Raw genomic sequence first — 25,168 nt, forward strand, 5'->3', positions numbered from 1 at the left:
TCCTCATAGGGGGACTGCTCTTTTTATATTTACGCGTTGTTTCCCATCGCTTCTGTTTTGTCTTGATCTTTTTCAAATAGTTCATTCATGACAGAATTGGATGTGACCTTCTTTTGGAAGAATGGATTCAAAATCAGGATGACCACAACGTTTGCTAGTAAACCAAGAAACCCTTCATAAAGACCGAACGTGACTTGTGAGATATTGGCTGTAAAGGTGACGATGATGCCAACAACTAACCCCGCAATCGTTGCTTCTCTCGATTGTTTTTTCCAGAACAAGCTGATCGCAATGGCTGGGAAGATTTGAACCATTCCTGAAACACCAATGAGCTGAAGCGTCACAAGTGCTGTTGGGAAGAGCATTCCGAATAATAGAGCCAGTCCGATCACGATAAACACCATTGAACGAGTGATGATGGTCAACCTTTTAGGTGATACATTCGGATGAATTAAGTCACGATATAAATTATTGGCAAATAAATTCGATGCACCAATGGCCATGATCGAGCATGGAATGAGGGAAGCCAGTGCAATCGTTGAATAAGCAAGACCCTGCATCACGCCGCCATATGACGTTTGAATTAAATGAAGAAGTGCAAATCTTGGATTCGTATCTTCTGGTAAGACCAAAAAGGCAATAAATCCAAGGAAGATGACCAAAATCAATACGATGTTATAAAGAGGCAAAAACATGCTGTTTTTACGGATAGCATCTGCACTTTTTGCTGTAAATACCCCTGTTGCCGCATGTGCCCACATAAACAAAGCAAGGGCAGAAACACCTGAAGCGGTAATGAACCATAAAATGCCTTTAGGACCGCCGTCAGGAATTGTCAGAAGCTGTGGAGCTTCCTTAGCTAACGTATTCATCATCGGAGTCCAGCCGTTAAAATGAATGATTGGCAGCGAAACCACCATAAACAGCATGATGACCCAAACGAGAATATCCTTAATAATGGCTGTATATGTAGGACCTTTAATCCCGCTGAAAAATGTATAAAGTGCGACTAAAATAAATGAAATAATAACAACTGCATTCACATTAATATAACTAGTTCCAGCGACAGTTAACGTATCTTGAATCCCGCTCAGTTGAAGACAAATATAAGGAATGAGCATAAGTACTCCAATAATTGCAATTAGACTGGATAACAGCTTGCTGTCAAAGCGCTCACGTGCATAATCAGCGAGCGTTGTGAGGTTGTGATTCTTCGCAACCGTCCATAGCTTTGGTAAGAAGAAATAAGCAATAAAATACGCTAGAACTGAATAGGGAATAGCGAAAAAAGCGACACTTCCAGCTGTATAGGCTGTACTAGTGAGCCCTAAAAAGGTATAAGCTGTGTATAAATCTGCGCCAACGAGGAACCAGACGAGCAGCCCGCCAAATTTTCTCCCGCCGACAGACCATTCCTCTACTGACTGTCTGGATGATTTATCACGGCCAGCGGCAAATCCAATGACCACGACGATGAAAATGATACTTGCTGTAATCAATAAAGCTGTCAAATTTCCTTGCATTAGTCAGTTCCTCCATTTGAATGTTGCATGCGGTAAATGATGAATGTACAGACTGGTGTGAGAACAATCCATAGTAAGAGCCAGAAGTGGAAAAAAGGCAGGCCTATCACAAATGGATGGATACGATTCGCAAAGGGCAGCAGTGCGAGCTGTCCGATGAATGGAATCGCTATAAGTAGTGCCAGTATCAATTTTTTATTCATGATTTCCTCCTGAATTTTTTGTAATTTCATAATAATAGCAGTTGTCAGATTAGATCACAAGACCATTTTCAGAAAAAACAATCATTTCGCTGAATATCATACTAATATAACGCTTTCATTCTTAAAAAGGAGAAAAAGTGGAGGTGAAAAGGGGTAAAGTGAAAAGAAAATATGCAGAAATAATATTGAAACCAAATAAAAAAACCTCAGCATGAAAGCTGAGGCCTTGCCAATTTTAAAGGAAATCAGATACTTCTTCGATGTCGAAACGATTGCTTTTATGAGCTTCTTTCGCTGCTTTACCAACTGAAATCAGCATGACTGGCTCATATCGGCCGCTTACATTGAATTCTTTGATGTAGGCGTCTTTACTGAAACCACCCATTGCGCATGTATCATAGCCCATTGCTTTTGCAGCAATCATTAATTGCATAGCAGCTAATGAAGCATTTGAATACGCAGCTTCACGTGCATACTGCTCGCTTTGGTATGCGCCATTGATTTGAGTCATCAATGTTTCTTTGATGTCTTCAGTAATGAAGCCTTGTTCTGCCAGCTCACTGTAGATTTTTTCACCATTTTGATTGGCTTCAAGATCTCCTAGTACAGCAATAACAGCTGATGCTTGTGAGATTTGCTTTTGGTTGTAAGCGATTGGAAGTAACTTCGCTTTAGATTCAGCACTATGGAAGACAGTGAAATGCCAATGCTGAAGGTTCCACGCGGATGGTGCTTTTGTTGTGATATCAAGAAGCTCTGTTAACTCTTCTTTTGTCATTTCATGAGTTGTATCGTACTCTTTTACTGAAGCTCTTTGTTTTAAAATGTCAATCGTTTTTTGATCAGTCGCCATGTGGATATTTCCTCCCGTTTTTGCAAATAATATGGTACAATAACTAAAAAGTGAGAAACTTACTTATTGTAACTAGAGATATATTTTAAATTGTATACCGTTAGTTTGTCAAACAATCATGAAAAGAAAGGCTGAAATTTATGGAATTTCAATTATGTCCACACATTCAGCAAGCTTTTTTACTGCTAGGCAAAAGGTGGAACGGTCTCATTATTCATGTATTGCTTGATGGTCCAAAGCGTTTTAAAGACATGACGGACATTATCCCATCCATCAGTCAAAAAATGCTCGCAGAGCGTTTAAAGGAACTTGAGCAAGAAGGGATTATAGAGCGAACTGTATTGCCTGAGACGCCTGTGAAAGTCATTTACTGTTTAACTGAAAAAGGAAATGCGCTAAATGATGTGTTTCATGAGGTATCTAGGTGGGCAGGGGAATATACAGAATCTCATAAAAAAAAGGAACAAGCCTAGTTTCAGGTTTGCCCAAACGTTTTGACTCCTGATGAATATGCTGATCTTAGGCACATGACAAAGGAGGAGAAATGCATGTACCCTCATACTCCGTATTTCCGAGGCGGCGCCCCTGGCATTCCGCCATATGAATCCAGAGTCCCTTTGTTTTTTGGTTTTGGCGCTCCTTTAGTCGGCGGACTGCTTGGCGGGTTTTTAGGAAGTGCGATTTTTAATTATCCCCGTCCATATTACCCGCCACCACCACCGCCTGTTCCACCACCTTATGGCGGAGGATATCCACCATACTATTAAGAAAAAAGAGTAAGCCTGCTTCTATATCAAAGCAGGCTTTTTATAATGGAATATCGATTTCAGAAATCCCCGGATCATCATGCTTTAAAAACATAATCTCCAAAATACCGTCCTGATACGAAGCCTTCGTTCCTTTTCTTTTGACAGCAGCAGGGAGGACGACTTTTTTCTGCGTGCCTTCCTCAGGAAAATGATCAATAAACAGCAGGTTGGCTGTATGTTTAATTTTTACTTTTTCTGTGCTCGGCCGAGCAAGCTCAATCTTAACGAACACGTGATCAGTGGTTTCGAACACTTCCACTTCGGGTTCTTTTTCTTTTTTGACGTCTGTTTCTCTCGTTTTTTGATGTTGAGAGAGTGGGTCCTGAAAAGGGAACTGAGCAGGATAATTGGAGCCGAATACACTTTCCATCACTTGATTGACGTACTGCTCGACGTCTTTAGGGTCTGAATTCTTTAAGGCTTCTTTTGAAAATTGCTTTTGAAAAGGGAATAATCGGTTCCAGTCAAACATGCAAATCATCCTTTCTAAATGCCCTGAATTAGTATATGCCCATTCACTTGAGTGCGTGCTATAATATACGATAGGTTTAGAAAGGAATGGTTAGATTGAACGAACAACAGCAATCAAAAGGTGTTCTCTATACGGCAGCATCTTTTACATTATGGGGATTATTCCCGTTATATTGGAAACTGATGGAACATATTTCGTCAGGCGAAATTTTAGCGCACAGAATTTTATGGTCATTTGTTTTTATGTGCGGTATTCTTCTGTATTTAAAACAAGTCCGGCCGGCGATGCAGACAGTGAAGGGTCTCATGCTCGATGGCAAGGCACTTTTTTCATTACTATTATCTGCTATTTTAATATCGGTTAACTGGTATGTGTACATTTGGGCAGTCAACCATCATCTTATGCTAGAAGCTAGTTTAGGGTATTATATTAATCCGCTTGTCTCTGTTTTACTAGGCATCATTTTCTTGAAAGAGCGGCTCAATAAATTACAAACCATTGCGATTTTAATTGCCGCAGCTGGGGTGATTCTTTCTACGATTCAGTACGGTTCATTTCCTGTCGTGGCAATATTACTTGCCTTTAGCTTCGGTTTTTATGGATTGATTAAAAAAAGAATGAGCTTCACGAGTGCCATTGGTTTGACAATTGAAACGCTGCTTCTAGCCCCGGCAGCTCTTGTGTACTTATTGTTCTTCTTAAAAGAACCTGTGGTGACAATGAATCCTAACAGCTTCGGATCGCTTGGTCTCTTATTCTTTGCAGGGGTCTTTACTGCGGTACCGCTTCTTTTATTCTCTGAAGGGGCAAAAAGAATTCCTCTTTATCAAGTGGGTATTTTACAGTACATTGCACCAACGATTACGCTGTTTTTAGGGTTATTTGTGTATCACGAGCATTTATCTTCAGCTAAAATTGTGACGTTTCTTTGTATCTGGGTGGCGATTTTATTGTTTACGACCTCTCAATTACGCATGAAAAAAACTGCGAATTCTCATTAAGTCCTACGAGCAGTTTGCTTTTTTTTGAAGGCGGATCATGTCATAATAAGTTGTTACCAAAACTGTAGAGGTGATTACATGTCATCAGCCAATGAGCTTACAGCTGCTTATCAATCTTTATGGAAAAATCGTCAGCTTGATGTCGATGATATGTCTTCTTTACACGAGGCAATATGTGATGATTTAAGCGATGCGCGCACTCATCCGAGGGCGAGAAAATCATTTCATCAAAAATATGTACTCGCTGTAGAGAGAATATTAGAAAGTGGGCTTCGGCATGATCATCAGCTGCAGCTGATCAGCTTACATACAAAAAAGCTGCGCGAATTAATTCAAAATGAAGGAAGGAACCACTCATGAAACCAATTCAAACGGAAGATGTCACAGCACATCTTGAATCGTTTTTAAATCGTCCAGTCTTCGTTCATCTTGAAACGACCACTGGTTCTTATTCAGCTCATGTAAATGAACAAAATATGACGGTCGTTGCCTATATCCGCAATGCGAAAGTCGTCTATTCACAGGCGAAAATAAAAGGACAAGGTCCGTACCGTGTTGGAATGAAAACAGAAGATGGCTGGATTTACGCAGAAGGATTAACGGATTATGTGTTTGATGACCATGGCCGCCTGCTGTTAGCTGGGCACTTGCCAGACGGGAAACTAGCGATCTCATTACAAATTAGTGAAACACCATTTCAGGTGTAGAAGAAAGGGTGACGAGTCATGAATGAACATGTACTAGTGATGCTGCCTCACCCAGATGATGAATCGTTTGGGGTTGCAGGTCTCATTGCACAAAGTAGAAAACGCGGCATCCCAGTCACGTATGCATGCGGGACACTTGGGGAAATGGGCAGAAATATGGGCAGCCCAACATATGCTAACCGTGAAACACTTCCTGAATTAAGAAAACAGGAATTAATCAGCGCCTGCAAAGAAATGGATATCACAGACTTACGTATGCTTGGACTTCGTGATAAAACATTGGAATTTGAAGACGACGAGTATTTAGCTGATGTGATGGAAACCATCATTGATGAAGTCAAACCTACACTGATTGTGACGTTTTATCCTGGACACGGTGTACATCCTGATCATGATGCGACAGGGGAAGCGGTGATTCGCGCTCTTTACCGTAAGAAAAAAGAAGATCGTCCTGTCACATACTGCATGGCCATTACGAAAAATAGAGAAGAAGTGCTTGGAAATGCAGATATTACGATCGACATTACAGATGTAGCAGATATCAAATTAAATGCACTGAGAGCGCATAGAACGCAAACAGAAGGCATGCTGAGAGAGCTTGAACAGAAGCTGAAAAACAAAGAACCTGTCGTCCAAAAATGGTTCGATGAAGAAATTTTCTGGACGTACCAATGGAATGACTAAATAAAAAAAGCAGCTGACATTGATCAGCTGTTTTTTTGTGTCGTATTTAGTGATTGGGCGCTTGTTGAAGCAATCGTTTTTCAATCAATCTGAGACGGATAAAGAGGACAATGGCACCAGCGGCAAGTCCCGCAATGAGACCAATCCAATACCCAAATGCCCCATACGAGGTATAGGTGCCAATCAGATAGCCGGAAGGAAGGCCGATCACCCAGTATGAAACAAATGCGGCAATGAGCGTATAGTTAACATCTTTATAGCCGCGCAGCGCCCCTTGAATGGGTGCTGCAATGGCATCTGACAGCTGGAAAAAGATCGCATAAATCAAAAATTGCTGTGTCAACTGTAAAACAGCCGATTCAGCTGTGTATAAACCAGCAATCTCTGGTCTAAATAATAAAATGAGTGCTGCCGTACACAAGGAGAATAATACCGCCGTTCCAATTCCGATATAGCTATAGCTTTGCGCGTCTTTATAACGCTTGGCACCAGCTTCAAACCCAACGACAATCGTTAAAGCCATCGAGATACTGAGCGGTAAAATATATAAGATGGAAGCAAAGTTCATCGCAGCCTGGTGACTTGCAATCGTCACAGTATCAAAGTGACCCATTAATAACGTAACTGCTGCAAAGATACTCGTTTCAAAAAAGATCGCAAACCCAATAGGAAGACCGATTTTCAGTATTTGCCCCATACGGGAGATATTGATTTGAGGCAGTTTCTGAAACAAACGAAATGAGGCAAATGGTTCTGCTTTCATGACAATACAAATACTCATGATGAAAATCGCCCAATACGTCAACGCAGAAGCAAGACCAGCTCCCGCACCGCCAAGCTTTGGAAAGCCAAAATTCCCAAAAATAAATACATAGTTTAACACAAAGTTAATCGGAAGTGCTGTTAACGTGATAAACATCGTTACACGTGTTTTCCCTAATGCATCAATAAATGACCTGAGCACCGAATAACCAAACAGTGGGATGATACCAAAAGCAAGAAAACTTAAGAAATGCCGCGCAATATCCTCTACGGATTGCTCAAGTCCAAGTCCCCCTAATACGTAAGGGATGCTAATTGTTCCAATTGCAATCACACAGATACTTAAAAGAAAGGATAAATAAATCGCCTGAAAGACAGCCTTAGGAACATCTTTTTTATGCCCTGCGCCCATCAGCTGAGCGACAATTGGCGTAACGGCCATTAATATACCAGCAAGTCCTGTATAAACGGGTGTCCAAATACTAGAACCGATCGCAACACCCGCAAGGTCTTCTGCACTCACTTTTCCAGACATCACGGTGTCTAAAAACGTAATAAGCGAAAGACCCGCTTGAGTGATTAAAATCGGAATCAAAATGGTTAAAAATAGTGTCACCTTAGCTCGAATGCTATTTGTTTCTCTCATCATAAGTTCCTCTCTGAACAGAAATAACGAGAGGATTATATCATGCTATGTAAAAAAATCAATTCTCTGTCGGATTATTTTTCTTAGATGGCTTCGTTTTTTTAAACATTTGGGCATAAATAAAGGAAAGACTGACAACACCTAAAATGCTGCAAGCATATTGAATCACTTTCTGAATGGTCATATTAAGTCACCTCCATAACAATAGAATGTGCATAATTTGTTATTTTATGACAACGAAAAGGAGGAGGGAAAAGGTCAAATGATCAATCGTACGAATGAAGAAGTGCAATTTAAAGTGGGCATGAGAACACACTTGATGAAAATTATGAAGGATGCAAGTGACATTATCGATTCCCTTGATGAGATTGAGCAATGTCTACTTTGTGATCTCGAGTCATTACATGATGAGTTTAATGAAATGCATGCAGAGGCTTCCTCGTTTTATTTACAATCGTACATGGAAGAATTCACACCTGGATTTGCTCAATTTTCGTTAGCCATTGAGAGCTTATCAAAACAAAAGCACGGGGCACTGATTGTGATACAAAGGCGGGATGAGGTCGAGGATTTTATTCAAAGAGGGACAAATCTTCATGCGAAAATTAGTGCTTCATTAATTGAAAGCATTTTCTACCCAGGAAATCCACTTCATGATGGTGCGCTTTTAGTCAAAGAAAATACGCTCGTATCTGCGGCAAATGTGCTCCCGCTTACTTCAAAAAAAGTCAGTCCTTCTCTCGGGACAAGACACAGGGCTGCGATCGGACTCTCTGGCATGACCGATGCACTTGTTCTCGTCGTTTCAGAGGAAACGGGTAAAATGTCATTTGCGAAAGAAGGAGTCCTTTATCCGCTCACTGTAAAAGAACCTGAAATCAGAAAATAAAAAACCAATCGCTGCATTCTTCATTCGGAAGGATGCTTTTTTCATTTGAGGAGAAAAAACAGGCAATTAAGTAAAAAGTCATTTGATACAGAAAAATTTGTCATGTAGAATAGAACTATGAAACTAGCAGCGTGCTTGTTTTGACAAATTTCTAAACGTCAACTTAAAAATTCCTTAAAAAATGTTTATAAATACAGCAAACGGCCGATACAAACGATATGGCTTTGTTTTAGCATTTTGAGTTGACTGCTTTAGCCTATTTGTTATTGCCCAACGTCTACATGTCGAGTAATATAATAGAAATAAAGATAAAATAGTGCAAGAGAAGCAGAGTCGTTAAATGCTAAACTTAAAACTAGTACATAAGTCTTGTTGAATGAAATCATGAAAGGCGGAGATTTATCTATGAAGAAAAAAGTAGTAACCGGCCTCACAGTTTCAGCGATCGCTGGCTCAGCTGTGTTTGCTGCACCGGCAGAAGCACAGACGATCAAGGTGAAAAGCGGTGACTCACTTTGGAAGATTGCCGAACAGTACAATACAAGTATTTCGGAGCTTCAATCTCTTAATCAACTAAAAACGACGATGATTTTTGCAGGACAAAGCTTGAAAATTCCTGGCGCAAAAAGCAAAAAATCCAGTTCGTCAACTGGTTCAAAAGCAACGAAATCAAATGCTTCAACGACATCAAGCTACACAGTAAAGCTTGGAGATTCTTTATGGCTCATTGCGAAAAATCATAAAATGTCAGTGGCAAGCTTAAAAAGTCTAAACAGCTTAAACAGTGACTTAATTCGTCCTGGACAAAAGCTAAAGGTATCTGGAAGCACGAAGACAAGCGGGAGCCAGTCATCAAACTCCTCTTCAAATTCCAGCTCAAACAATAAGACAACGAACTCAAATAGTTCATCATCATCAAGTACATACAAGGTCAAATTAGGGGATTCTCTTTGGAAAATTGCGAATTCGCTCAATATGTCGATTGGTGAAATCAAAACATTGAACGGATTAAAATCTGATATGATTTATCCGAATCAAGTATTGAAAGTAAAAGGGACGGCTGCATCAAAACCAAGTCAGCCGAAACCTACTAAACCAAGCAATTCAAACAGTAACCAGTCTTCAAGCGGGAAAGCAACATCTTATACTGTAAAATCAGGCGATTCTTTATGGAAAATTGCGAATCAATTTAAAGTGCAAGTTCAGTCCATCCGTACAGCCAACAGCTTAAAAAGCGATGTGCTTAGAATTGGACAAGTTCTCAAAATTAATGGTGCAGCTTCAGGCTCAACTGGGTCGAATGGTTCTACGTCTAACGGCTCGACAAAGCCGGTCAACAATAACAAACCCGATGTGCCAATGAATGCAAAAATCACGACGATGATTCAAGAAGGTAAAAAGCTGACAGGCATTCCTTACAGATGGGGCGGCAATACACCATCTGGATTTGACTGCAGCGGCTTTGTTTATTATCTCATTAACAAGGTTTCGTCTGTATCGAGATTAAGCACTGCAGGCTACTGGAGTATGATGACACCTGTGAGCACACCTCAAGTTGGCGATTTTGTTTATTTCACAACGTACAAAGCGGGTCCATCTCATATGGGACTATACCTTGGCGGAGGAGATTTCCTTCACGCAAGTGACAACGGAGTGGGGATCTCAAACTTAAGCAATCCATATTGGAAAAAAGCCTATTTAGGTGCAAAACGTTTCTTCTAAAAAAGCCGATTTTCGGCTTTTTTTGTTTGCCCATTGATCAGGTTGTCCATACTGATATTAAAAGGGGGCAATCATATGAAAAAGTCAGTGTGGTTGATCATGATGTGTCTGGTCTTTGTTGCAACAGCTTGTCATGCACCGCCGAAAAAAGAAACGACAGAAGAAACCATTGAAGTTGCAGCACCTAAGCAAGCACCAGTTACCACGTCACTCATCAATGAAAACGGGCAAAAAATAGGGAGCATCGAAGTAAGAGACTCCTCAGAAAACGGGCTGGATTTACATGTGAAAGCGAAAAATCTGCCGCCAGGTCCTCATGGCTTCCATATTCACGAAACAGGAAGATGTGAAGCGCCAGGTTTTGAAACGGCAGGGGCTCACTTTAATCCAACACACCGGGAGCATGGCTTTGATAACCCAAAGGGTCATCATGCTGGAGATATGCCTAATTTAGAAGTTGGGGCAGATGGACAAATTGATGTTGTCGTGAATGTACCAGATGTGACGTTAAAGGGAGGATCGAACCAATTAATCGATCAAAATGGGCGTAGCTTTATCATTCATGCAGAAGCAGATGATTACTTAAGCAACCCTTCTGGAAACTCAGGGAAACGCATCGCATGCGGAGCGATCACAAAAGAAATGGTAAAATAACAGATGTCTAGCCTTTATGTATTGAGTGCATAAAGGTTTTTTTAGTATACTTGGTGAGGAAAATGATCGAAGAGAGGAATTAATCATACATGTTTAACGAACAATTACTCCCAGAAGAAATTCAAGCAATGATTGAAGCAAAAGCAAAAGGACTAGAAGAAGAATTCCGTCCGCTTATTGGAACAGGCGGCTATGAATCACAGGACACGTCTATCATACAAGATGCGATGATTGCACTAGCACTCGGCAAAAACGTTCTTTTAAAAGGGCCGACTGGTTCAGGTAAAACAAAATTAGCAGAAACTTTATCTGCTTTCTTTCAGCAGCCGATGCACAGTGTGAACTGCTCGGTTGATCTTGATGCAGAAAGCTTGATTGGCTATAAAACCATTCACAATGATGGTCAAGTTGCTTCTATTGAATTTATTGAAGGACCTGTAACGAAAGCAATGAAAAAAGGCCATCTTTTATATATTGATGAAATCAACATGGCAAAGCCAGAAACTCTGCCTATTTTAAACGGTGTACTCGACTACAGAAAAATGATGACAAATCCATTTACAGGAGAGGTCGTTCGAGCAGATGAAGGCTTTGGCGTGATAGCGGCAATCAACGAAGGCTATGTCGGCACAGTGCCTCTAAATGAAGCATTAAAAAACCGATTTGTTGTCATTGACGTTCCATATATCGGCGGCGGCATCTTAAAGGATGTACTGCAATCTCAATCTGTATTAAAGGATGAACGTTTAATCGATCAATTCGTGCAGCTCTCATCAGACCTCATTACACAGGCACACAACGGGCAGGTGAGTGAAGAAGCAGCATCCATTCGCGCCCTTCTAGACACATGTGATCTTGCGCAATACATCCCGCCGCTTCGTGCAGTTGAACGAGGGATTGTTGAAAAGCTAGAAGATGACCGGGAAAAAGCAGCGGTAAGAAATATTGCCCAAACATTATTCGAGTGAGGTTCTGAGTTTTGAAATTCATCAAATTTAATGACAGCAGAATCGATTCATTTTTATTTATGGAATTAACGGATTTAGCCAAAACGTTAGCAAAAAGTGATGATGTCGAGCTTGAATACGGAGTGCAGTCCTACTATGATCCTTTTGAAAAGAAAATTTTCATCAGCCATTTTTGGGATGACCGTAAACAGGAAGACATGACAGCCGGACTGAAAAGTGATGTATTCCTCCGTGCAGTAGGAACCGTTTATAGTGATCTGACTGTCTTTCAGGAAATCATTCGCTATGCTCATACAATGTCCATTCCTGACCTGTGTAAACAATTGTTTATGCTCTTTGAAGATATCCGGATTGAAGAGCGGATTAAACGTGACCGCCCAGGAACAAAAAAGGTATTTAAACGAAGAAGAGAGCTATACCGGCGTCATTTTAAGACGCAATTAACGATTAACCAAGAGCGGAGCATTTTAACGGATGCACTCTATTGTGCAATGTATGTGAAGCTGACAGCGGATTCACCGCTAGAAGAAATTCCGCCTCTTCACGAGCGGATCAACCCAATGATTCCATTTATTGAATCAAGTCTTGAGCGTGTATATGAAGCGCGTTCAACCGGAGATATCGCAGTCATCGTCAAAGAATTAATGGAAGGCTTTGATGAGCTTCTTGATAAAGATATGCTGAATACGTACTTTTTCTTCCCGGAATTGGACTATGAAAAAGCGGCAAAAGAACCGCTGTTTCATGACTTAAAAAGAAAACCTAAATTAAGCGAGGACATCAAAGTTGACCGGGAAAAAGAGGGCGATGAAGACATCCACCAAGAGTATATGGAAGTGTGGCATCGAGAAACAGAAGCGCCGTCAAAAAGCTTCCTTCAATTTGATTTAGAGCACGGCGGGAAAAGTGATCTCGGGAAGGATGCAGCAAGAGAAGGCGATGACGGAGATCAAGCACTTGGCACTGTCCAAGGCTCTGCCAAGCAGACTCACCGAAAAGATTATTCAAAGCTTGAGGCGCTGGAAGAGGCTGAAGGCGAGGAAAGCGGAGCGGATGCTCATGAGAATGGAAAAGAGAACAAATATGCGTTTCCAGTCATGATTTCACCAGATCCTCCCGCGCCAGAACAAATCAATGTATACAAGCAGCACGCCAAGGAGATTGAGCCTTATCAGAAACGGTTAAAACAGATGATTCAAAAAACGCTCGAACATAAAAAAACATGGCCAAAAACGGATCTTCATGCAGGACGTCTGAGTAAAAAGCTCATTCGTTATTTTACAGAGTCGAATCCGCGTCTTTTCTATAAAAAACAGGCACCTTCTTCGGAGATTGATGCTGTTTTCACTTTATTAGTGGATTGTTCTGCTAGCATGTTTGACAAGATGGACGAGACGAAAAAAGGCATTGTTCTATTCCATGAAGCCTTAAAGTCCGTTCAAGTCCCGCATCAAATTGTGGGGTTTTGGGAAGATACAAACGACGCATCAGAAACAAGTCAGCCGAACTATTTCAACACAGTCGTGTCGTTCAAAGATTCTTTATTTGATGCAGGTCCTTCCATTATGTCTCTTGAGCCAGAAGAGGATAACCGGGATGGCTATGCGATTCGCCAAATGACAAAAATGATATTAAAACGAAGAGAAGAGCAAAAGTTTCTCATTGTTTTTTCCGACGGAGAGCCAGCTGCATTCAGCTACGAACAAAATGGGATCGTCGATACACATGAAGCAGTTCTTGAGGCGAGGAAAAAAGGCATTGAAGTAATCAATGTGTTTTTATCCAATTCACCGATCGAAGAAGCACAGATGAAAACCATTCAAGATATGTATGGCAAGTTCAGCATTTTTGTACCAGATGTCGATACATTGCCAGATGTTTTATATCCGTTACTGAAGAAATTACTGCATAAAAGCATTGGGGCATAAGGTTTTGCCCCTTTCTTCAAAATATTTTTCGGAATGATTTAAATTTTTTGTTTTTCTGTGAATTTTTTATCTTTAATTGAACAAAGAATGTAGAAAGTAATCCGAAACAGTGGTAGAATATTATTGGAAGCGTTTTATTACATAAATTTGGTCATTGTGTTCTGGAAGTTATATCGAGATAGTGTTCAATCACTTGATGATCAAAGTTGGGGGTAGTGTTCAAAATGTTTCAAAATGATGTGAAACAACCGTTGAGTTGGGAAGAATTTCATGGTCCGAACCTCGGCTATGTGCTCGAGCTCTACGATCAGTATGTCCAGGATCCTACTAGTGTTGATGAAGATCTAAGAGGCATATTTGATGAACTTGGTGCACCACCGAGTGAAATGAAGGAGGAAATTGGGAAAAAAGAAAATAGCGTAGTTACTTCTGAACAAATCCAAAAGATAGCATCAGTCGTTAAACTGGCAGAAGACATCAGAACGTATGGCCATTTAAATGCTTCCGTCAATCCTCTTCGCAAAGAAAAGGAATTACAAGAGCTGTTTCCTTTAAAGGAATACGGTTTAACAGAAGAAGACGTCAAGAATATTCCAATATCTATTATTAGTCCTGACGCACCAAAACACATTTCAAACGGCATAGAAGCCATTAACCATTTGAGAAATACGTATAAGCGTACCATTTCATTTGAGTTTGATCACGTACATGATTTCGAAGAACGGAACTGGCTCTCAAAATCAATCGAGTCTGGTGAACTATTTAAGAAAAAACCAGCCGATAAACTAGTTTCTGTATTCAAGAGATTAACAGAAGTTGAGCAGTTCGAACAGTTTCTTCATAAAACATTTGTTGGGCAAAAGCGCTTCTCAATAGAAGGATTAGACGCACTTGTCCCAGTACTTGATGAAATTATTTCAGAGTCTGTTACACAAGGGACTTCAAATATTAACATTGGAATGGCACACAGAGGCCGTTTAAATGTATTAGCACATGTGTTAGGAAAACCATATGAGATTATTTTCTCAGAATTCCAGCATGCGCCAAATAAAGAGCTTGTTCCATCAGAAGGCTCTATTGGCATCAGCTACGGGTGGACAGGTGATGTAAAGTACCATCTTGGAGCAGATCGTCAAATTAAAGACGAAGATACAAAGAGTGCGAGAGTCACGCTTGCTAATAACCCAAGTCACTTGGAATTCATTGATCCAATCATTGAAGGAAGCACACGTGCTGCTCAGGAATTACGTACTCAAAAGGGCTATCCAGTACAAGACGTTGAAAAGGCATTAGCCATCTTAATTCATGGTGATGCGGCATTTCCTGGGGAAGGAATAGTGGCAGAAACATTAAATTTAAGTCAACTTGTAGGCTATCAAGTGGGCGGAACAATCCATATCATTGCAAACAATATGATCGGATTTACGACGGAAAGCAATGAATCTCGTTCAACGAAATATGCAAGTGACCTTGCAAAAGGGTTTGAGATTCCAATTGTTCACGTCAATGCAGATGATCCAGAAGCATGTTTAGCGGCTGTTCAATTAGCTGTAGAATACCGCAAACGCTTTAAGAAGGATTTCTTAATTGACTTGATCGGTTACCGCAGATACGGTCATAACGAAATGGATGAGCCTTCTACGACTCAGCCGATGCTGTACGATGCAGTCAGAAAGCACAAAACGGTCAAGAATATCTTTGCAGATAAACTTGTCACAGAAGGTCTTCTAACGAAAGAGCAGCGTGAAGAAATCGAGCAGGCTGTAGCGACGAGAATAGAAGAGGCCTATCAAAAGGTGCCTTCAAAGAAAGAGCATACGATTCAAGAAATTGAACTGCCAGAACCAGTATCAAATGGCTTCCCAGCAGTGGATACATCCGTAGAGTTTGATGTATTACGAAAGTTGAATGAAGAATTGATCAGCTGGCCGGACGATTTCCAAGTATTTGGTAAGCTTAAACGGATCCTTGAAAAACGTGCAAAAGTGTTTACAGATGACCGTAAAGTAGAATGGTCACTTGGGGAAGCACTTGCATTTGCATCTATATTAAAAGACGGTACGCCAATTCGAATGACCGGACAGGATTCAGAGCGAGGTACTTTTGCTCAAAGAAACCTTGTTCTTCACGACAGTCAAACTGGAGATGAATTTATTGCTCTTCATGAGCTGAGTGATGCAAACGCATCATTTACTGTTCATAATAGTCCACTGTCAGAGGGCTCAGTCATCGGGTTTGAATATGGTTATAATGTCTATTCTCCTGAAACGTTAGTCATTTGGGAGGCTCAATTTGGAGACTTCGCAAATGCGGCTCAAGTGTATTTCGATCAATTTATTTCAGCTGGACGCGCAAAATGGGGACAAAAATCAGGTCTAGTGATGCTCTTGCCTCATGGATATGAAGGACAAGGTCCTGAGCATTCAAGTGGAAGAACAGAGCGATTCCTGCAATCAGCTGCTGAGAATAACTGGACAGTGGCGAACCTCACAAGTGCAGCGCAATACTTCCACATTCTTAGAAGACAGGCGAAAATGCTGCTTCGTGAAGAGATTCGTCCGCTTGTCATCATGACACCGAAGAGTCTGCTTCGTAACCCGAACACATTGTCTGAAGTCCAGGAATTAACGGATGGACAGTTCCAACCAGTTCTTGAACAACCAGGCCTTGTGCATGATCACGAAAAAGTATCGCGACTCGTGCTATCTAGCGGGAAGGTATCAATCGATATTAGTGATCGTTTTACTCAAATGGAAGAGCCGAAAGATTGGCTTCACATTGCGAGAGTCGAACAACTATATCCATTCCCAGCCAAAGATATTAAAGCGATTTTATCAAAACTAACAAACTTAGAAGAAATCGTATGGGCGCAAGAAGAACCACAAAATATGGGGGCTTGGGGATACATTGAGCCATATTTACGTGAAATTGCGTCTGAAAAAGTAAAAGTACGTTACATCGGTCGAAGAAGACGTTCAAGTACGGCTGAGGGTGATCCAACTGTGCATAAAAAAGAACAAGAACGAATTGTATCTGATAGCTTGACTCGCAAAAACTAAGGGGGAAATGAAAAATGGCGGAAATTAAAGTACCTGAATTAGCGGAATCGATCTCGGAAGGAACGATAGCTCAATGGCTAAAGCAGCCAGGCGATTATGTGGAGCAGGGAGAATACCTGTTAGAACTTGAAACAGATAAAGTCAATGTCGAACTGACAGCAGAAGAATCTGGTGTACTGAAAGAAGTGCTGAAGGATTCTGGTGACACTGTACAAGTTGGAGAAGTCATCGGAACAATTGCAGCGGGTGAAGCTGGCGGAAGCGAGTCCGCAGCTCCAGCACCTGAGCAAGAGTCTGCACCAGCTTCGAAAGAAGAACCGGCAGCTGCTCAAAAAGAAGAAGCAGTGAAAGAAGAGCCGAAATCTGGTAATGGCAGGACCATCGCTTCTCCTGCAGCTAGAAAACTAGCGAGAGAGAAGGGACTAGACTTATCTGAAATTCCAACCGTAGATCCGCTGGGCAGGGTACGAAAGCAGGATGTCGCTTCTTATCAAAAAAATGAAGCACCTGCAAGTGCACCAAAAGCCGCGCCAAAAGCAAATGCTGCGGTGCAAAATGAACAACCAGGAAAGCCAATTGAACGTGAGAGAATGTCGCGCCGCAGACAAACGATTGCAAAACGTTTAGTTGAGGTTCAGCAAACGGCTGCAATGCTGACGACATTTAATGAAGTAGATATGACGGCTGTGATGGACTTAAGAAAACGCCGTAAAGATGCCTTCCTTGAACAAAATGATGTAAAGCTTGGCTTCATGTCTTTCTTCACAAAAGCAGTTGTAGCAGCACTGAAGAAATATCCGCTGCTTAACGCAGAAATTCAAGGTGATGAGCTCGTCTTGAAGAAATTTTATGACATCGGCATCGCTGTTGCTGCTAACGAAGGACTTGTCGTACCGGTTGTCCGTGATGCAGACAGATTGTCGTTTGCAGGGATTGAAAAGGAAATTGGTCATCTTGCGAAAAAAGCACGAGATAACAAATTGTCTCTAAATGAGCTGCAAGGTGGATCATTCACGATCACAAACGGCGGAACATTCGGTTCACTGCTTTCAACACCAATTTTAAACAGCCCTCAAGTTGGAATTTTAGGGATGCACAAAATTCAGCTTCGACCTGTGGCAATTGATGAAGAACGTTTTGAGAACCGTCCGATGATGTATTTAGCTCTTTCTTACGACCACCGGATTGTCGATGGTAAAGAAGCAGTTGGATTCCTTGTCACGATTAAAAACTTACTTGAAGATCCAGAGCAGCTATTACTTGAAGGATAATCTTCAATTTGAAAAGCTAGCACCCATTAAAGGTGCTAGCTTTTTTTCTTTTCATTTTCAGTATTTCCTCTCTTTGACCAATACGTCGCAAGCCAGGAACCAGATAAATTATGCCACACACTAAAAATGGCACTTGGTACGGCTGCAAGTGGCGAGAAGTGTGCTGTCGCTAGAGCTGCACCAAGTCCAGAGTTTTGCATGCCTACTTCAATCGAGATGGCTCTTCGAGAAGGGATATCCATTTTGCACCACTTTGCGATAAGGTAACCAAATAAAAGACCAAGTCCATTATGTAAGATCACAACGGCCAATATTAGCAGCCCAGATTGAAGAATCTGCTCTTTATTTGCACTGACAACCGCTGCAATGATCACTACAATTCCGGTGACAGATACAAGCGGCAATGCTTGAACTGCATAGGTCACTTGTTTTTTGAAAAACAATTTAACGATGACACCTAAGATAATTGGGATCAACACAACTTGTACAATTGACAAAAATAGCGCTTCTGGCGATACAGGTAACCATGATCTTGCAAAGAGTAAAATAAAGACAGGTGTTAAAAATGGAGCAAGAAGGGTCGATATGGTGGTGACGGCTACAGATAATGCCGTATTTCCTTTCGCCAAAAAGGTCATCACATTGGATGCTGTACCGCCTGGGCAGCAGCCCACAAGAATAACGCCTACTGCAATTTCAGAAGGAAGCTGTAATCCGTAAGCTAATAGAAAGGCGATAAGCGGCATGAGTGTGTACTGCGCCAGAACCCCAATCAGCACATAGAGAGGTTTTCGAAACAGCTCTTTAAAATCTTCAGCAGACAGGGTAAGCCCCATCCCAAACATAATAATACCGAGTAAAAAAGGAATATAAGGTCCAATCTTAGAAAATTCGGCAGGAAAGGCAAATCCAAGACACGCAAATAAAATGACCCAAATTGCAAAGGTTCTTCCTGCAAAGTGACTAATGGTTAATAAAATCTTCATTCATTGCTTCAGCTCTCTTTCTATACATATCTTTTCTATTTTAAATGAATTTTCTGAAAAAACAACCCATTCTTTTAGTGGTGATAATAATATTATGTAAACTATAATTACTCCATATAAGCAAATGCCTACATGGAGTAGCGTTTTTAAAAAGGGGTCCATTTCACTTGCTGAGCTTGCTTAAGGCGTGCTTCTGGCTCACGCCAGTCAACGACATTCCACCAGCGATCTACATATGTCGCTTTTTCATTCAGATATTGCAGATAGTAGGCGTGCTCCCATACGTCAAGAGCAAGAAGAGGAATCACATCCCATTGTGATAAAAATTGATGGCGTTCTGCTTGTAAAATCTCTAATCGCTGAGATCTTGGTGCCCATACGAGAATGGCCCATCCAACACCTTCAACTTGTTTGGCTGCAGCTGAAAATTGGGATTTGAATGCATCATAGCTTTCAAACGATTGTTCAATAAGACGAAGCATTTGACCAGTGGGCTTTCGTTTGCCTGAAGGACTCATAGAAAACCAAAAAATGCAATGTAAATAGTGTCCCGCACCATTGAAGGCTAGCTCCCGTTCCCAATGCTTGATCATTTTAAAATCATTGGTTCTTCTTGCTCTTTTTAAGGCAAGCTCAGCTTGGTTCAGACCTTCAACATATGATTGATGATGCTTCTGGTGATGCAAATACATCACCTCTTTTGAAATAAACGGTTCTAGTGCATCATACCGGTAAGGGAGAGGGGGTAATTGATGGCCGCCAACTGCCACATCTCGCATTGCATCTTGTGGAATTATATCCTCTGCAATACTTTCAGCCAATTCGTACCACTCTTCTTCACTGGAATGTTCATCATTCATGATGAACGATAAATGTTCTGCTTTCTGACGAATGTTGTCATCTTGAACTGCACCTTGAATGAAGCTAAGCCAATCTTTAAGCTGCATGCGATATTCTTCCTTATTCATTTTTACGCCTCATTTCTTCTGAAAATGTGGAACAAGCCATCATTGGAAAGACAAATGGATAGCTATGATAGGTGATGTAAAATTGCTTTGGAAGACCAATACCTACTGGATAGTGCAAGGCTTCACTCGAGTGCTGATGTTGAATCAAAAATGAGATGGCTTTTAAAATCACTTTGTCATCTGGCTGCACATATTGTAAAAGTGCCTCAGCAGCCCAAGCCGTTTGAACCACTGTCCCAAATGGAAGCGGGACGTACCTTTTAACCTCTGCACTTTTACACGATTCTCCGAAGCTGCCATCTTCTAATTGAATTGTTTTTAAAAATCGACATGCTTTTTGAACAGCAGAATGCGATGAGGAGATGCCAGCAGCCTTTAGTCCTGTTAACGCAGCCCAAGTACCATAAATATAGCAAACGCCCCATCTTCCGAACCATGATCCGTTTTTCTCTTGATGATCAAGCAGCCATTTCACACAATGATCTTTTTGCCTTTGCATGAGTGGTGACATGCTATTCTCTTCAAGAGCAATAAGATGGAGCACACGACCTGTAATATCAGGCGTAGAAGGATCAATGGCCGCATCCTCAGCAGATTCGAGCGGGAGATGACGAAGCAAGAAGTGATTTTGATTTTTTTCAAAAGCTGAAAAGCCGCCATCCCGGTTTTGCATGGAAAGAAGCCAATCAAATCCTCGTTTCCACTGAACGGGAGCGTAAGTTTGAGGAATGGCTTTTAACACAATTTGCGTATCATCACAATCTGGGTTATTTGTGTTTAAATCTGAAAAACCAAAGCCTCCCGGAGCTGCATGCCGGTTATGGATCGCCCAATCTGCTTTCTTCATTTGCTGCCGGTTCAGTAAGTACGTAAAAGACTTTTTGATCACTGGATCATTTTGTGTTCTGCCTGCTTGCTGAGAAGCATAACTGACAAGCGCTGTATCCCAAACAGTGGATGTAGAATTCTCAGCATATTTCCTGCCCCCACAGTCAGTGACTAGCTGTTTCATCCCTTTGACTGCTTTTAAAATGAGATGATGTCCCGGAGAGTATCCAAGACTCATGAGTGCATAGACCATAAAAATACTGGCACTTAAATAGCTGTACAGCGTGCCATCTTTTTCAAGGCGTTCAAACATATACCGCTTCGCTGCCTCATACCCGAAAAAGTCGAGCCGGCTGTCGAGTGCAGTATACGACCGCATGTATGCTAGAAAGTGGTGAGTGGAACGTTCTTCTCTTGCCATAAACCAGTCAAAAGGATTTTTAGACATGTTTGCATCGAGATGTGCTAAGCTTGGAAACTGTTCATGAGAGGTATATCGTTTGTTGAGTGCAATCATCATTGGGACAAAATGAATTCTTGCATATGCACTAAGATGATAGAAGTGAAGTGGGAAATATGTAGGGATGAGTAAAAATGAAAGTGGTGCATAGAAGTATGGCCAAGGGTGCATGCCATTGACGGCAAGCATCCACTTTGTCATAAAATGAACGTCCTTCAAGCCGCCATTTGATCGAATAAAATGTGCTGCTTTTTCCATATGCGGCTCATCTTGTTGATACCTGCCTGACACGAGCATCCCGCAGTAGCCTTGCACAGTCGCGGTTACATGTCCCGCCTGATCATGATACAAAGAAAAAGAACCATCCTCATTTTGCTTTTCACGTATAGCTTCTGCCAATTGATGAACCAAAGCCTGATCCGAATCACCGACCGCCTTTAACAGCATAATCAAAAAAGCATTTGTCATCATTGGCCCTTCAAAGCAGAAGACAAAAGCGCCATCTTCTCGTTGTCTGCGCTGCAGTTGCATGTGCAATTCATCAATATATTCGTTTACTTTTGTTTTAAAATCTTGCATATTCGGCCATGCTCCTTTCCTTTATTACTATATTCAGGAGCCTGCCTGTCACATGCAATCACAAAAAAGCCGATGACATGGTCACCGGCTCAGCGTGTAGACAAACCCTCGCATTCGTTGTCAGTCCTGCGTGCTGGTGCTCACGAATGTCAAATTCGCTCCGCGCCAGTACTCGTCCTTCCTAGACTGCAAAGGTTTTCTATCACGCTGAAAAGAAGACAAAGGGCTAAAATAAAGTTCATTTTAGCCCTTTGTCGACAATCTGAGCCGATGACATGGTCACCGGCTTTATAGGCGTCATTAGTCTTGGAGATTAATCCACACACTTTTGACTTCTGTATAGTTGTTAAGGGCGTATGATCCCATTTCTCTGCCAAGACCTGATTGCTTGTATCCTCCAAACGGGGAGGCAGCATCAAAGACGTTATAGCAGTTGACCCAAATCGTGCCTGCTTCAAGACGTGCAGCAATGTCATGGGCATGCTTTAAGTTTTCTGTCCAAAGTCCTGCGGCTAATCCATAGTCAGACTGGTTGGCTCTTTCGACCACTTCATCAATGGAATCGTAAGGAATTGCAGATAGGACAGGTCCGAAGATTTCTTCTTTTGCGATGGTCATGTCATCTTCTACATCTTTAAAAACAGTAGGGGAGACAAAATAACCAGCCTCATAAGGGCAATCGCCACCGACAACGGCTGTTGCACCTTCTGATTTACCTTTTTCAATATAGCCTAACACGCGCTCGTGCTGTTCTTTACTTACGAGAGGTCCGATTTGCGTATCTTGATGAAGACCGGCTCCTTGTTTGAGGGATGTCGCATATTCAGCCATTTGATCGACAACCTCATCATATTGGCTCCGGTGAACAAAGACCCTAGAACCTGCACAGCATACCTGACCTTGGTTAAACATGACCCCATTTAAAGCACCTGGAATGGCTTTCTTTAAATCGGCATCTGGCAAAATAATATTTGGTGATTTTCCGCCAAGTTCTAATGTGACCCTCTTAATGGATTTGGCTGCTTTCTCCATGATGAGTTTCCCAACATTTGTTGACCCCGTGAAGGCAAGCTTATTCACATCAGGGTGATCGGTTAACGCATTCCCAGCTGTTTCACCGAATCCAGGAACGATGTTAATCACACCTTCTGGGAAGCCGGCTTTATCTACTAATTCAGCTAAATAAAGCGCAGAGAGGGGTGTTTGTTCTGCTGGTTTTAACACGATGGTGCAGCCAGTCGCAAGTGCAGCACCCATTTTCCACATGGCCATAAGCAGCGGGAAATTCCAAGGAATGATTTGTCCTACAACGCCAACAGGCTCATGACGGGTATAATTAAAATATCCTTGGCTGACAGGAATGGTTTGTCCGCTTATTTTGGTTGTCCAGCCCGCATAATAGCGCATATGCTCGATTGCGAGAGGGATATCTGCATTGGTTGTTTCATTAATTGGCTTTCCGTTATCTAAAGTTTCAAGCTGAGCGAGCTCTTCTTGGTTTTCTTCCATTAAATCAGCAAGCTTGAACATGAGCCGGGCGCGTTCGGCGGCAGACATGGAGCGCCAAGGACCATGAAAGGCTTTTTTGGCTGCTTTTACTGCCTCATCAATGTCTTTTGCACCTGCTTCATATACATCAATAAGGGTTTCACCTGTGGCTGGGTTAGGAGTTGAAAAGGTTTTGTTATCGTGACTTGTGACAAACTGACCATTAATGTAGAGTTTTTTCGTCCCTTGGAGAAAAGATTCGAGTTTTGAACTAATTTGAAGTGTTGTAGAGCTCATAAATAAACAAACCTCCTTAAAGATATGGGTTGTTCTGCGAGTTCTAGGTGAAAAAGCGGATTTGAAGCAAATGATCTAGTATACGCACATGGATGTAAACGTATACATTCATCATATTACACCACATGTTTGAAAGCAATCCATAACACTCATTGCATTTCATGAAAAATTGGCTACAATAAATGTATAGATGAAAAAAGGAGTTTTTAAATCATGATCCATCAAAACTGGCAAACGGCTCAAACGTTAAAACAAGTAAAATGTATACATACGAATGCGAAAAAATATATGGTCGACCGTGCACTAACGGTTGGAAGCACATATGAAGTGAAAAATGAAACAGAAGAATTCCTGTTTGTCGTTGATAATACAGGTAAAGTAGGCGGGTATTATAAAGAGTATTTCGAAGACTTTTCTGCTGAATGATTTTGATCATCATCACTCATACTAAGAAAAACAGTAAAGGGTGATGATGATGAAAAAGAAGCAAACAGATGAGCAGAATCAACAAAATGCTTGGCATGATAACGAAGATGCTGATATGGCAATTACGCTTGAGCAGATTTCCGATGTATATGCCGAGGGAACCATTGAAACACCAAAAGACGAATAGTCCAGATTGTTGACAGAGTGCTAAAATGATCTTTATTTTAGCACTTTGTCTTCTTTTTCAGTGTGACATGAAAACCTTTGCAGCCCTAGGAAGGACGAGTACCGGCGCGGAGCGAATTTGACATTCGTGAGCACCGGACTGACAAAGAATGCGAGGGTTTGTCTACACGCTGACAGTGATTTGAAAAAATCACTGTTTTTTTATTGGTCACAATTCAACCATTTTTCTCAAAAAGAACTGAAACTTTTTTCCTGCTTTAACTGTCTAAATAAGTAGAGAAAAGAGCATCGAATCAAAAAGAAAAAGTTAAATGAAATTTAATCTATTCGTAATGGAATAACGATCATTTATAGCGTATTCTATAAGTGAGAACAAAACGTACCCACAGAGCGTGTGGCCGTTTTTTCATAAAGGAATTTGATGGAGGAAGAGGGGGTTTACGTGGGTATTTTTTCTGTCAGTAAACAAAATGATAAGAAATTCGAATCCTTACTAATTGAAGGGGAAAGAATTGAAGCTGTTTACAGACTGCGTCACGACCAAATTTGTTTCACCAATAAACGACTGATCTTTGGCGATAACCGCGTATTTTCTAAGAAGAAAGTTAGGGTCTCCTTGCCATATCGATCAATTGAAAGTTTTGCCATTCAAGAAGCTGGCGTGTTTGATCAGGACACAGGTATGCTGCTTGTCACAAGCTCAAAAGTATTTGAACTCGATTTTTCAAAAGAGACGGATTTGAGTGATGTTCAAGCCATTTTGACAAAACATATTTGCTGATCAACCTTGCGATTACAT

Annotated in this window: 26 protein-coding genes; 16 read left to right on the plus strand and 10 right to left on the minus strand. The window is 41.3% G+C overall.

Features of this window, described 5'->3' with window-relative positions; all coding sequences use genetic code 11:
• Positions 1-29 precede the first annotated feature (29 nt).
• The 3 genes from MHH40_RS00845 to MHH40_RS00855 form a co-directional block, all read right to left on the minus strand.
• Complete coding sequence (locus MHH40_RS00845) at positions 30-1,523, minus strand: sodium:solute symporter family protein (protein WP_050943914.1); 1,494 nt, start codon at positions 1,521-1,523, stop codon at positions 30-32.
• On the minus strand, positions 1,523-1,726 hold the full coding sequence (locus MHH40_RS00850; RefSeq protein ID WP_003215965.1) for a DUF3311 domain-containing protein: 204 nt from the start codon (positions 1,724-1,726) through the stop codon (positions 1,523-1,525). Before MHH40_RS00850 ends, MHH40_RS00845 begins: the two co-directional genes overlap by 1 nt.
• A gap of 235 nt (positions 1,727-1,961) precedes the next feature.
• Positions 1,962-2,579: a nitroreductase family protein gene (locus MHH40_RS00855; RefSeq protein ID WP_003215532.1), complete on the minus strand. Its 618-nt coding sequence runs from the start codon at positions 2,577-2,579 to the stop codon at positions 1,962-1,964.
• Between the two features lie 140 nt (positions 2,580-2,719).
• Between MHH40_RS00855 and MHH40_RS00860 the strand changes: the two genes are divergently transcribed.
• On the plus strand, positions 2,720-3,052 hold the full coding sequence (locus MHH40_RS00860) for a winged helix-turn-helix transcriptional regulator (RefSeq protein ID WP_050943915.1): 333 nt from the start codon (positions 2,720-2,722) through the stop codon (positions 3,050-3,052).
• Between the two features lie 75 nt (positions 3,053-3,127).
• Complete coding sequence (locus tag MHH40_RS00865; RefSeq protein ID WP_003215921.1) at positions 3,128-3,346, plus strand: hypothetical protein; 219 nt, start codon at positions 3,128-3,130, stop codon at positions 3,344-3,346.
• A 40-nt stretch (positions 3,347-3,386) separates the two neighbouring features.
• Here MHH40_RS00865 and MHH40_RS00870 read toward each other — a convergent pair whose 3' ends face one another.
• Positions 3,387-3,860 (minus strand): Hsp20/alpha crystallin family protein, encoded by a 474-nt coding sequence (locus MHH40_RS00870; protein WP_003216069.1) that lies wholly within the window; start codon positions 3,858-3,860, stop codon positions 3,387-3,389.
• Between the two features lie 95 nt (positions 3,861-3,955).
• Here MHH40_RS00870 and rarD point away from each other — a divergent pair, with 95 nt between their 5' ends.
• The 4 genes from rarD to bshB2 all read left to right on the plus strand — a co-directional run bounded on the left by rarD (position 3,956) and on the right by bshB2 (position 6,252).
• The gene (gene rarD, locus MHH40_RS00875; protein ID WP_012010264.1) at positions 3,956-4,861 is read left to right on the plus strand and encodes an EamA family transporter RarD; all 906 of its coding nucleotides are present in this window, start codon (positions 3,956-3,958) and stop codon (positions 4,859-4,861) included.
• A 78-nt stretch (positions 4,862-4,939) separates the two neighbouring features.
• Positions 4,940-5,221, plus strand: coding sequence for a hypothetical protein (locus MHH40_RS00880; protein ID WP_003215525.1), 282 nt, complete (start codon positions 4,940-4,942; stop codon positions 5,219-5,221).
• Positions 5,218-5,568, plus strand: a complete 351-nt coding sequence (locus MHH40_RS00885; protein ID WP_050943916.1) for a YojF family protein — start codon at positions 5,218-5,220, stop codon at positions 5,566-5,568. The genes MHH40_RS00880 and MHH40_RS00885 overlap by 4 nt, the downstream gene beginning before the upstream one ends.
• Before the next feature lie 18 nt (positions 5,569-5,586).
• A complete protein-coding gene (gene bshB2 / locus MHH40_RS00890; RefSeq protein WP_050943917.1) occupies positions 5,587-6,252 on the plus strand; it encodes a bacillithiol biosynthesis deacetylase BshB2 in 666 nt (221 codons plus the stop codon).
• Positions 6,253-6,298: 46 nt separating this feature from the next.
• Here the strand turns inward: bshB2 and MHH40_RS00895 are convergent, their stop codons facing one another.
• Together MHH40_RS00895 and MHH40_RS00900 are read right to left on the minus strand one after the other, a co-directional pair.
• The gene (locus tag MHH40_RS00895) at positions 6,299-7,660 is read right to left on the minus strand and encodes an MATE family efflux transporter (RefSeq protein ID WP_050943918.1); all 1,362 of its coding nucleotides are present in this window, start codon (positions 7,658-7,660) and stop codon (positions 6,299-6,301) included.
• A gap of 58 nt (positions 7,661-7,718) precedes the next feature.
• Positions 7,719-7,844 carry a hypothetical protein gene (locus tag MHH40_RS00900; protein ID WP_003215647.1) on the minus strand — a complete coding sequence of 42 codons (126 nt, stop codon included), beginning with the start codon at positions 7,842-7,844 and terminating at the stop codon, positions 7,719-7,721.
• A 78-nt stretch (positions 7,845-7,922) separates the two neighbouring features.
• On the opposite strand from MHH40_RS00900, the gene cdaS reads away from it, so the two are divergent.
• The 7 genes from cdaS (at position 7,923) to odhB (ending at position 18,151) form a co-directional block, all read left to right on the plus strand.
• Complete coding sequence (gene cdaS / locus MHH40_RS00905) at positions 7,923-8,549, plus strand: sporulation-specific diadenylate cyclase CdaS (RefSeq protein WP_034620466.1); 627 nt, start codon at positions 7,923-7,925, stop codon at positions 8,547-8,549.
• A 405-nt stretch (positions 8,550-8,954) separates the two neighbouring features.
• Positions 8,955-10,271 (plus strand): C40 family peptidase, encoded by a 1,317-nt coding sequence (locus MHH40_RS00910; RefSeq protein ID WP_050943919.1) that lies wholly within the window; start codon positions 8,955-8,957, stop codon positions 10,269-10,271.
• A 75-nt stretch (positions 10,272-10,346) separates the two neighbouring features.
• On the plus strand, positions 10,347-10,925 hold the full coding sequence (locus tag MHH40_RS00915; protein WP_050943920.1) for a superoxide dismutase family protein: 579 nt from the start codon (positions 10,347-10,349) through the stop codon (positions 10,923-10,925).
• Positions 10,926-11,014: 89 nt separating this feature from the next.
• On the plus strand, positions 11,015-11,893 hold the full coding sequence (locus tag MHH40_RS00920; RefSeq protein ID WP_050943921.1) for an ATP-binding protein: 879 nt from the start codon (positions 11,015-11,017) through the stop codon (positions 11,891-11,893).
• An 11-nt stretch (positions 11,894-11,904) separates the two neighbouring features.
• Positions 11,905-13,821, plus strand: coding sequence for a vWA domain-containing protein (locus MHH40_RS00925; RefSeq protein WP_050943922.1), 1,917 nt, complete (start codon positions 11,905-11,907; stop codon positions 13,819-13,821).
• A gap of 224 nt (positions 13,822-14,045) precedes the next feature.
• Positions 14,046-16,880 carry a 2-oxoglutarate dehydrogenase E1 component gene (gene sucA / locus MHH40_RS00930; RefSeq protein WP_003215743.1) on the plus strand — a complete coding sequence of 945 codons (2,835 nt, stop codon included), beginning with the start codon at positions 14,046-14,048 and terminating at the stop codon, positions 16,878-16,880.
• 14 nt (positions 16,881-16,894) lie between these two features.
• Complete coding sequence (odhB, locus tag MHH40_RS00935) at positions 16,895-18,151, plus strand: 2-oxoglutarate dehydrogenase complex dihydrolipoyllysine-residue succinyltransferase (protein WP_003215695.1); 1,257 nt, start codon at positions 16,895-16,897, stop codon at positions 18,149-18,151.
• Between the two features lie 35 nt (positions 18,152-18,186).
• Here the strand turns inward: odhB and MHH40_RS00940 are convergent, their stop codons facing one another.
• The 4 genes from MHH40_RS00940 to MHH40_RS00955 all read right to left on the minus strand — a co-directional run bounded on the left by MHH40_RS00940 (position 18,187) and on the right by MHH40_RS00955 (position 23,757).
• On the minus strand, positions 18,187-19,137 hold the full coding sequence (locus MHH40_RS00940) for a bile acid:sodium symporter family protein (RefSeq protein WP_050943923.1): 951 nt from the start codon (positions 19,135-19,137) through the stop codon (positions 18,187-18,189).
• Between the two features lie 146 nt (positions 19,138-19,283).
• Positions 19,284-20,105 carry a superoxide dismutase gene (locus MHH40_RS00945; RefSeq protein WP_050943924.1) on the minus strand — a complete coding sequence of 274 codons (822 nt, stop codon included), beginning with the start codon at positions 20,103-20,105 and terminating at the stop codon, positions 19,284-19,286.
• Positions 20,098-21,972: a terpene cyclase/mutase family protein gene (locus tag MHH40_RS00950; protein ID WP_340900544.1), complete on the minus strand. Its 1,875-nt coding sequence runs from the start codon at positions 21,970-21,972 to the stop codon at positions 20,098-20,100. The genes MHH40_RS00945 and MHH40_RS00950 overlap by 8 nt, the downstream gene beginning before the upstream one ends.
• Before the next feature lie 300 nt (positions 21,973-22,272).
• Entirely contained in the window at positions 22,273-23,757 is a 1,485-nt protein-coding gene (locus tag MHH40_RS00955) for an aldehyde dehydrogenase family protein (RefSeq protein WP_050943926.1), read from the minus strand.
• Between the two features lie 213 nt (positions 23,758-23,970).
• Here MHH40_RS00955 and MHH40_RS00960 point away from each other — a divergent pair, with 213 nt between their 5' ends.
• The 3 genes from MHH40_RS00960 (at position 23,971) to MHH40_RS00970 (ending at position 25,150) form a co-directional block, all read left to right on the plus strand.
• Positions 23,971-24,183 carry a DUF6501 family protein gene (locus MHH40_RS00960; protein WP_003215772.1) on the plus strand — a complete coding sequence of 71 codons (213 nt, stop codon included), beginning with the start codon at positions 23,971-23,973 and terminating at the stop codon, positions 24,181-24,183.
• 49 nt (positions 24,184-24,232) lie between these two features.
• Positions 24,233-24,370, plus strand: a complete 138-nt coding sequence (locus MHH40_RS00965; RefSeq protein ID WP_223250615.1) for a DUF4025 domain-containing protein — start codon at positions 24,233-24,235, stop codon at positions 24,368-24,370.
• 441 nt (positions 24,371-24,811) lie between these two features.
• Positions 24,812-25,150: a PH domain-containing protein gene (locus tag MHH40_RS00970; protein WP_003215537.1), complete on the plus strand. Its 339-nt coding sequence runs from the start codon at positions 24,812-24,814 to the stop codon at positions 25,148-25,150.
• The last annotated feature ends 18 nt before the right edge of the window (positions 25,151-25,168 follow it).

It is taken from the genome of Bacillus sp. FSL K6-2431, from assembly GCF_038005165.1.
Classification (GTDB): Bacteria; Bacillota; Bacilli; order Bacillales; family Bacillaceae; genus Bacillus; species Bacillus pumilus.

Bases quoted from the DNA above. Each gene is read 5' to 3' on its own strand.
- MHH40_RS00850 (WP_003215965.1), bottom strand. From the start codon at position 1,726: ATGAATAAAAAATTGATACTGGCACTACTTATAGCGATTCCATTCATC.
- MHH40_RS00895 (WP_050943918.1), bottom strand. From the start codon at position 7,660: ATGAGAGAAACAAATAGCATTCGAGCTAAGGTGACACTATTTTTAACC.
- sucA (WP_003215743.1), top strand. From the start codon at position 14,046: ATGTTTCAAAATGATGTGAAACAACCGTTGAGTTGGGAAGAATTTCAT.
- bshB2 (WP_050943917.1), top strand. From the start codon at position 5,587: ATGAATGAACATGTACTAGTGATGCTGCCTCACCCAGATGATGAATCG.
- MHH40_RS00950 (WP_340900544.1), bottom strand. From the start codon at position 21,972: ATGCAAGATTTTAAAACAAAAGTAAACGAATATATTGATGAATTGCAC.
- MHH40_RS00865 (WP_003215921.1), top strand. From the start codon at position 3,128: ATGTACCCTCATACTCCGTATTTCCGAGGCGGCGCCCCTGGCATTCCG.
- MHH40_RS00880 (WP_003215525.1), top strand. From the start codon at position 4,940: ATGTCATCAGCCAATGAGCTTACAGCTGCTTATCAATCTTTATGGAAA.
- MHH40_RS00860 (WP_050943915.1), top strand. From the start codon at position 2,720: ATGGAATTTCAATTATGTCCACACATTCAGCAAGCTTTTTTACTGCTA.
- MHH40_RS00845 (WP_050943914.1), bottom strand. From the start codon at position 1,523: ATGCAAGGAAATTTGACAGCTTTATTGATTACAGCAAGTATCATTTTC.
- MHH40_RS00870 (WP_003216069.1), bottom strand. From the start codon at position 3,860: ATGTTTGACTGGAACCGATTATTCCCTTTTCAAAAGCAATTTTCAAAA.
- cdaS (WP_034620466.1), top strand. From the start codon at position 7,923: ATGATCAATCGTACGAATGAAGAAGTGCAATTTAAAGTGGGCATGAGA.
- MHH40_RS00960 (WP_003215772.1), top strand. From the start codon at position 23,971: ATGATCCATCAAAACTGGCAAACGGCTCAAACGTTAAAACAAGTAAAA.
- MHH40_RS00955 (WP_050943926.1), bottom strand. From the start codon at position 23,757: ATGAGCTCTACAACACTTCAAATTAGTTCAAAACTCGAATCTTTTCTC.
- MHH40_RS00965 (WP_223250615.1), top strand. From the start codon at position 24,233: ATGAAAAAGAAGCAAACAGATGAGCAGAATCAACAAAATGCTTGGCAT.
- MHH40_RS00920 (WP_050943921.1), top strand. From the start codon at position 11,015: ATGTTTAACGAACAATTACTCCCAGAAGAAATTCAAGCAATGATTGAA.
- MHH40_RS00900 (WP_003215647.1), bottom strand. From the start codon at position 7,844: ATGACCATTCAGAAAGTGATTCAATATGCTTGCAGCATTTTAGGTGTT.
- MHH40_RS00855 (WP_003215532.1), bottom strand. From the start codon at position 2,579: ATGGCGACTGATCAAAAAACGATTGACATTTTAAAACAAAGAGCTTCA.
- MHH40_RS00885 (WP_050943916.1), top strand. From the start codon at position 5,218: ATGAAACCAATTCAAACGGAAGATGTCACAGCACATCTTGAATCGTTT.
- MHH40_RS00940 (WP_050943923.1), bottom strand. From the start codon at position 19,137: ATGAAGATTTTATTAACCATTAGTCACTTTGCAGGAAGAACCTTTGCA.
- MHH40_RS00910 (WP_050943919.1), top strand. From the start codon at position 8,955: ATGAAGAAAAAAGTAGTAACCGGCCTCACAGTTTCAGCGATCGCTGGC.
- MHH40_RS00945 (WP_050943924.1), bottom strand. From the start codon at position 20,105: ATGAATAAGGAAGAATATCGCATGCAGCTTAAAGATTGGCTTAGCTTC.
- MHH40_RS00915 (WP_050943920.1), top strand. From the start codon at position 10,347: ATGAAAAAGTCAGTGTGGTTGATCATGATGTGTCTGGTCTTTGTTGCA.
- odhB (WP_003215695.1), top strand. From the start codon at position 16,895: ATGGCGGAAATTAAAGTACCTGAATTAGCGGAATCGATCTCGGAAGGA.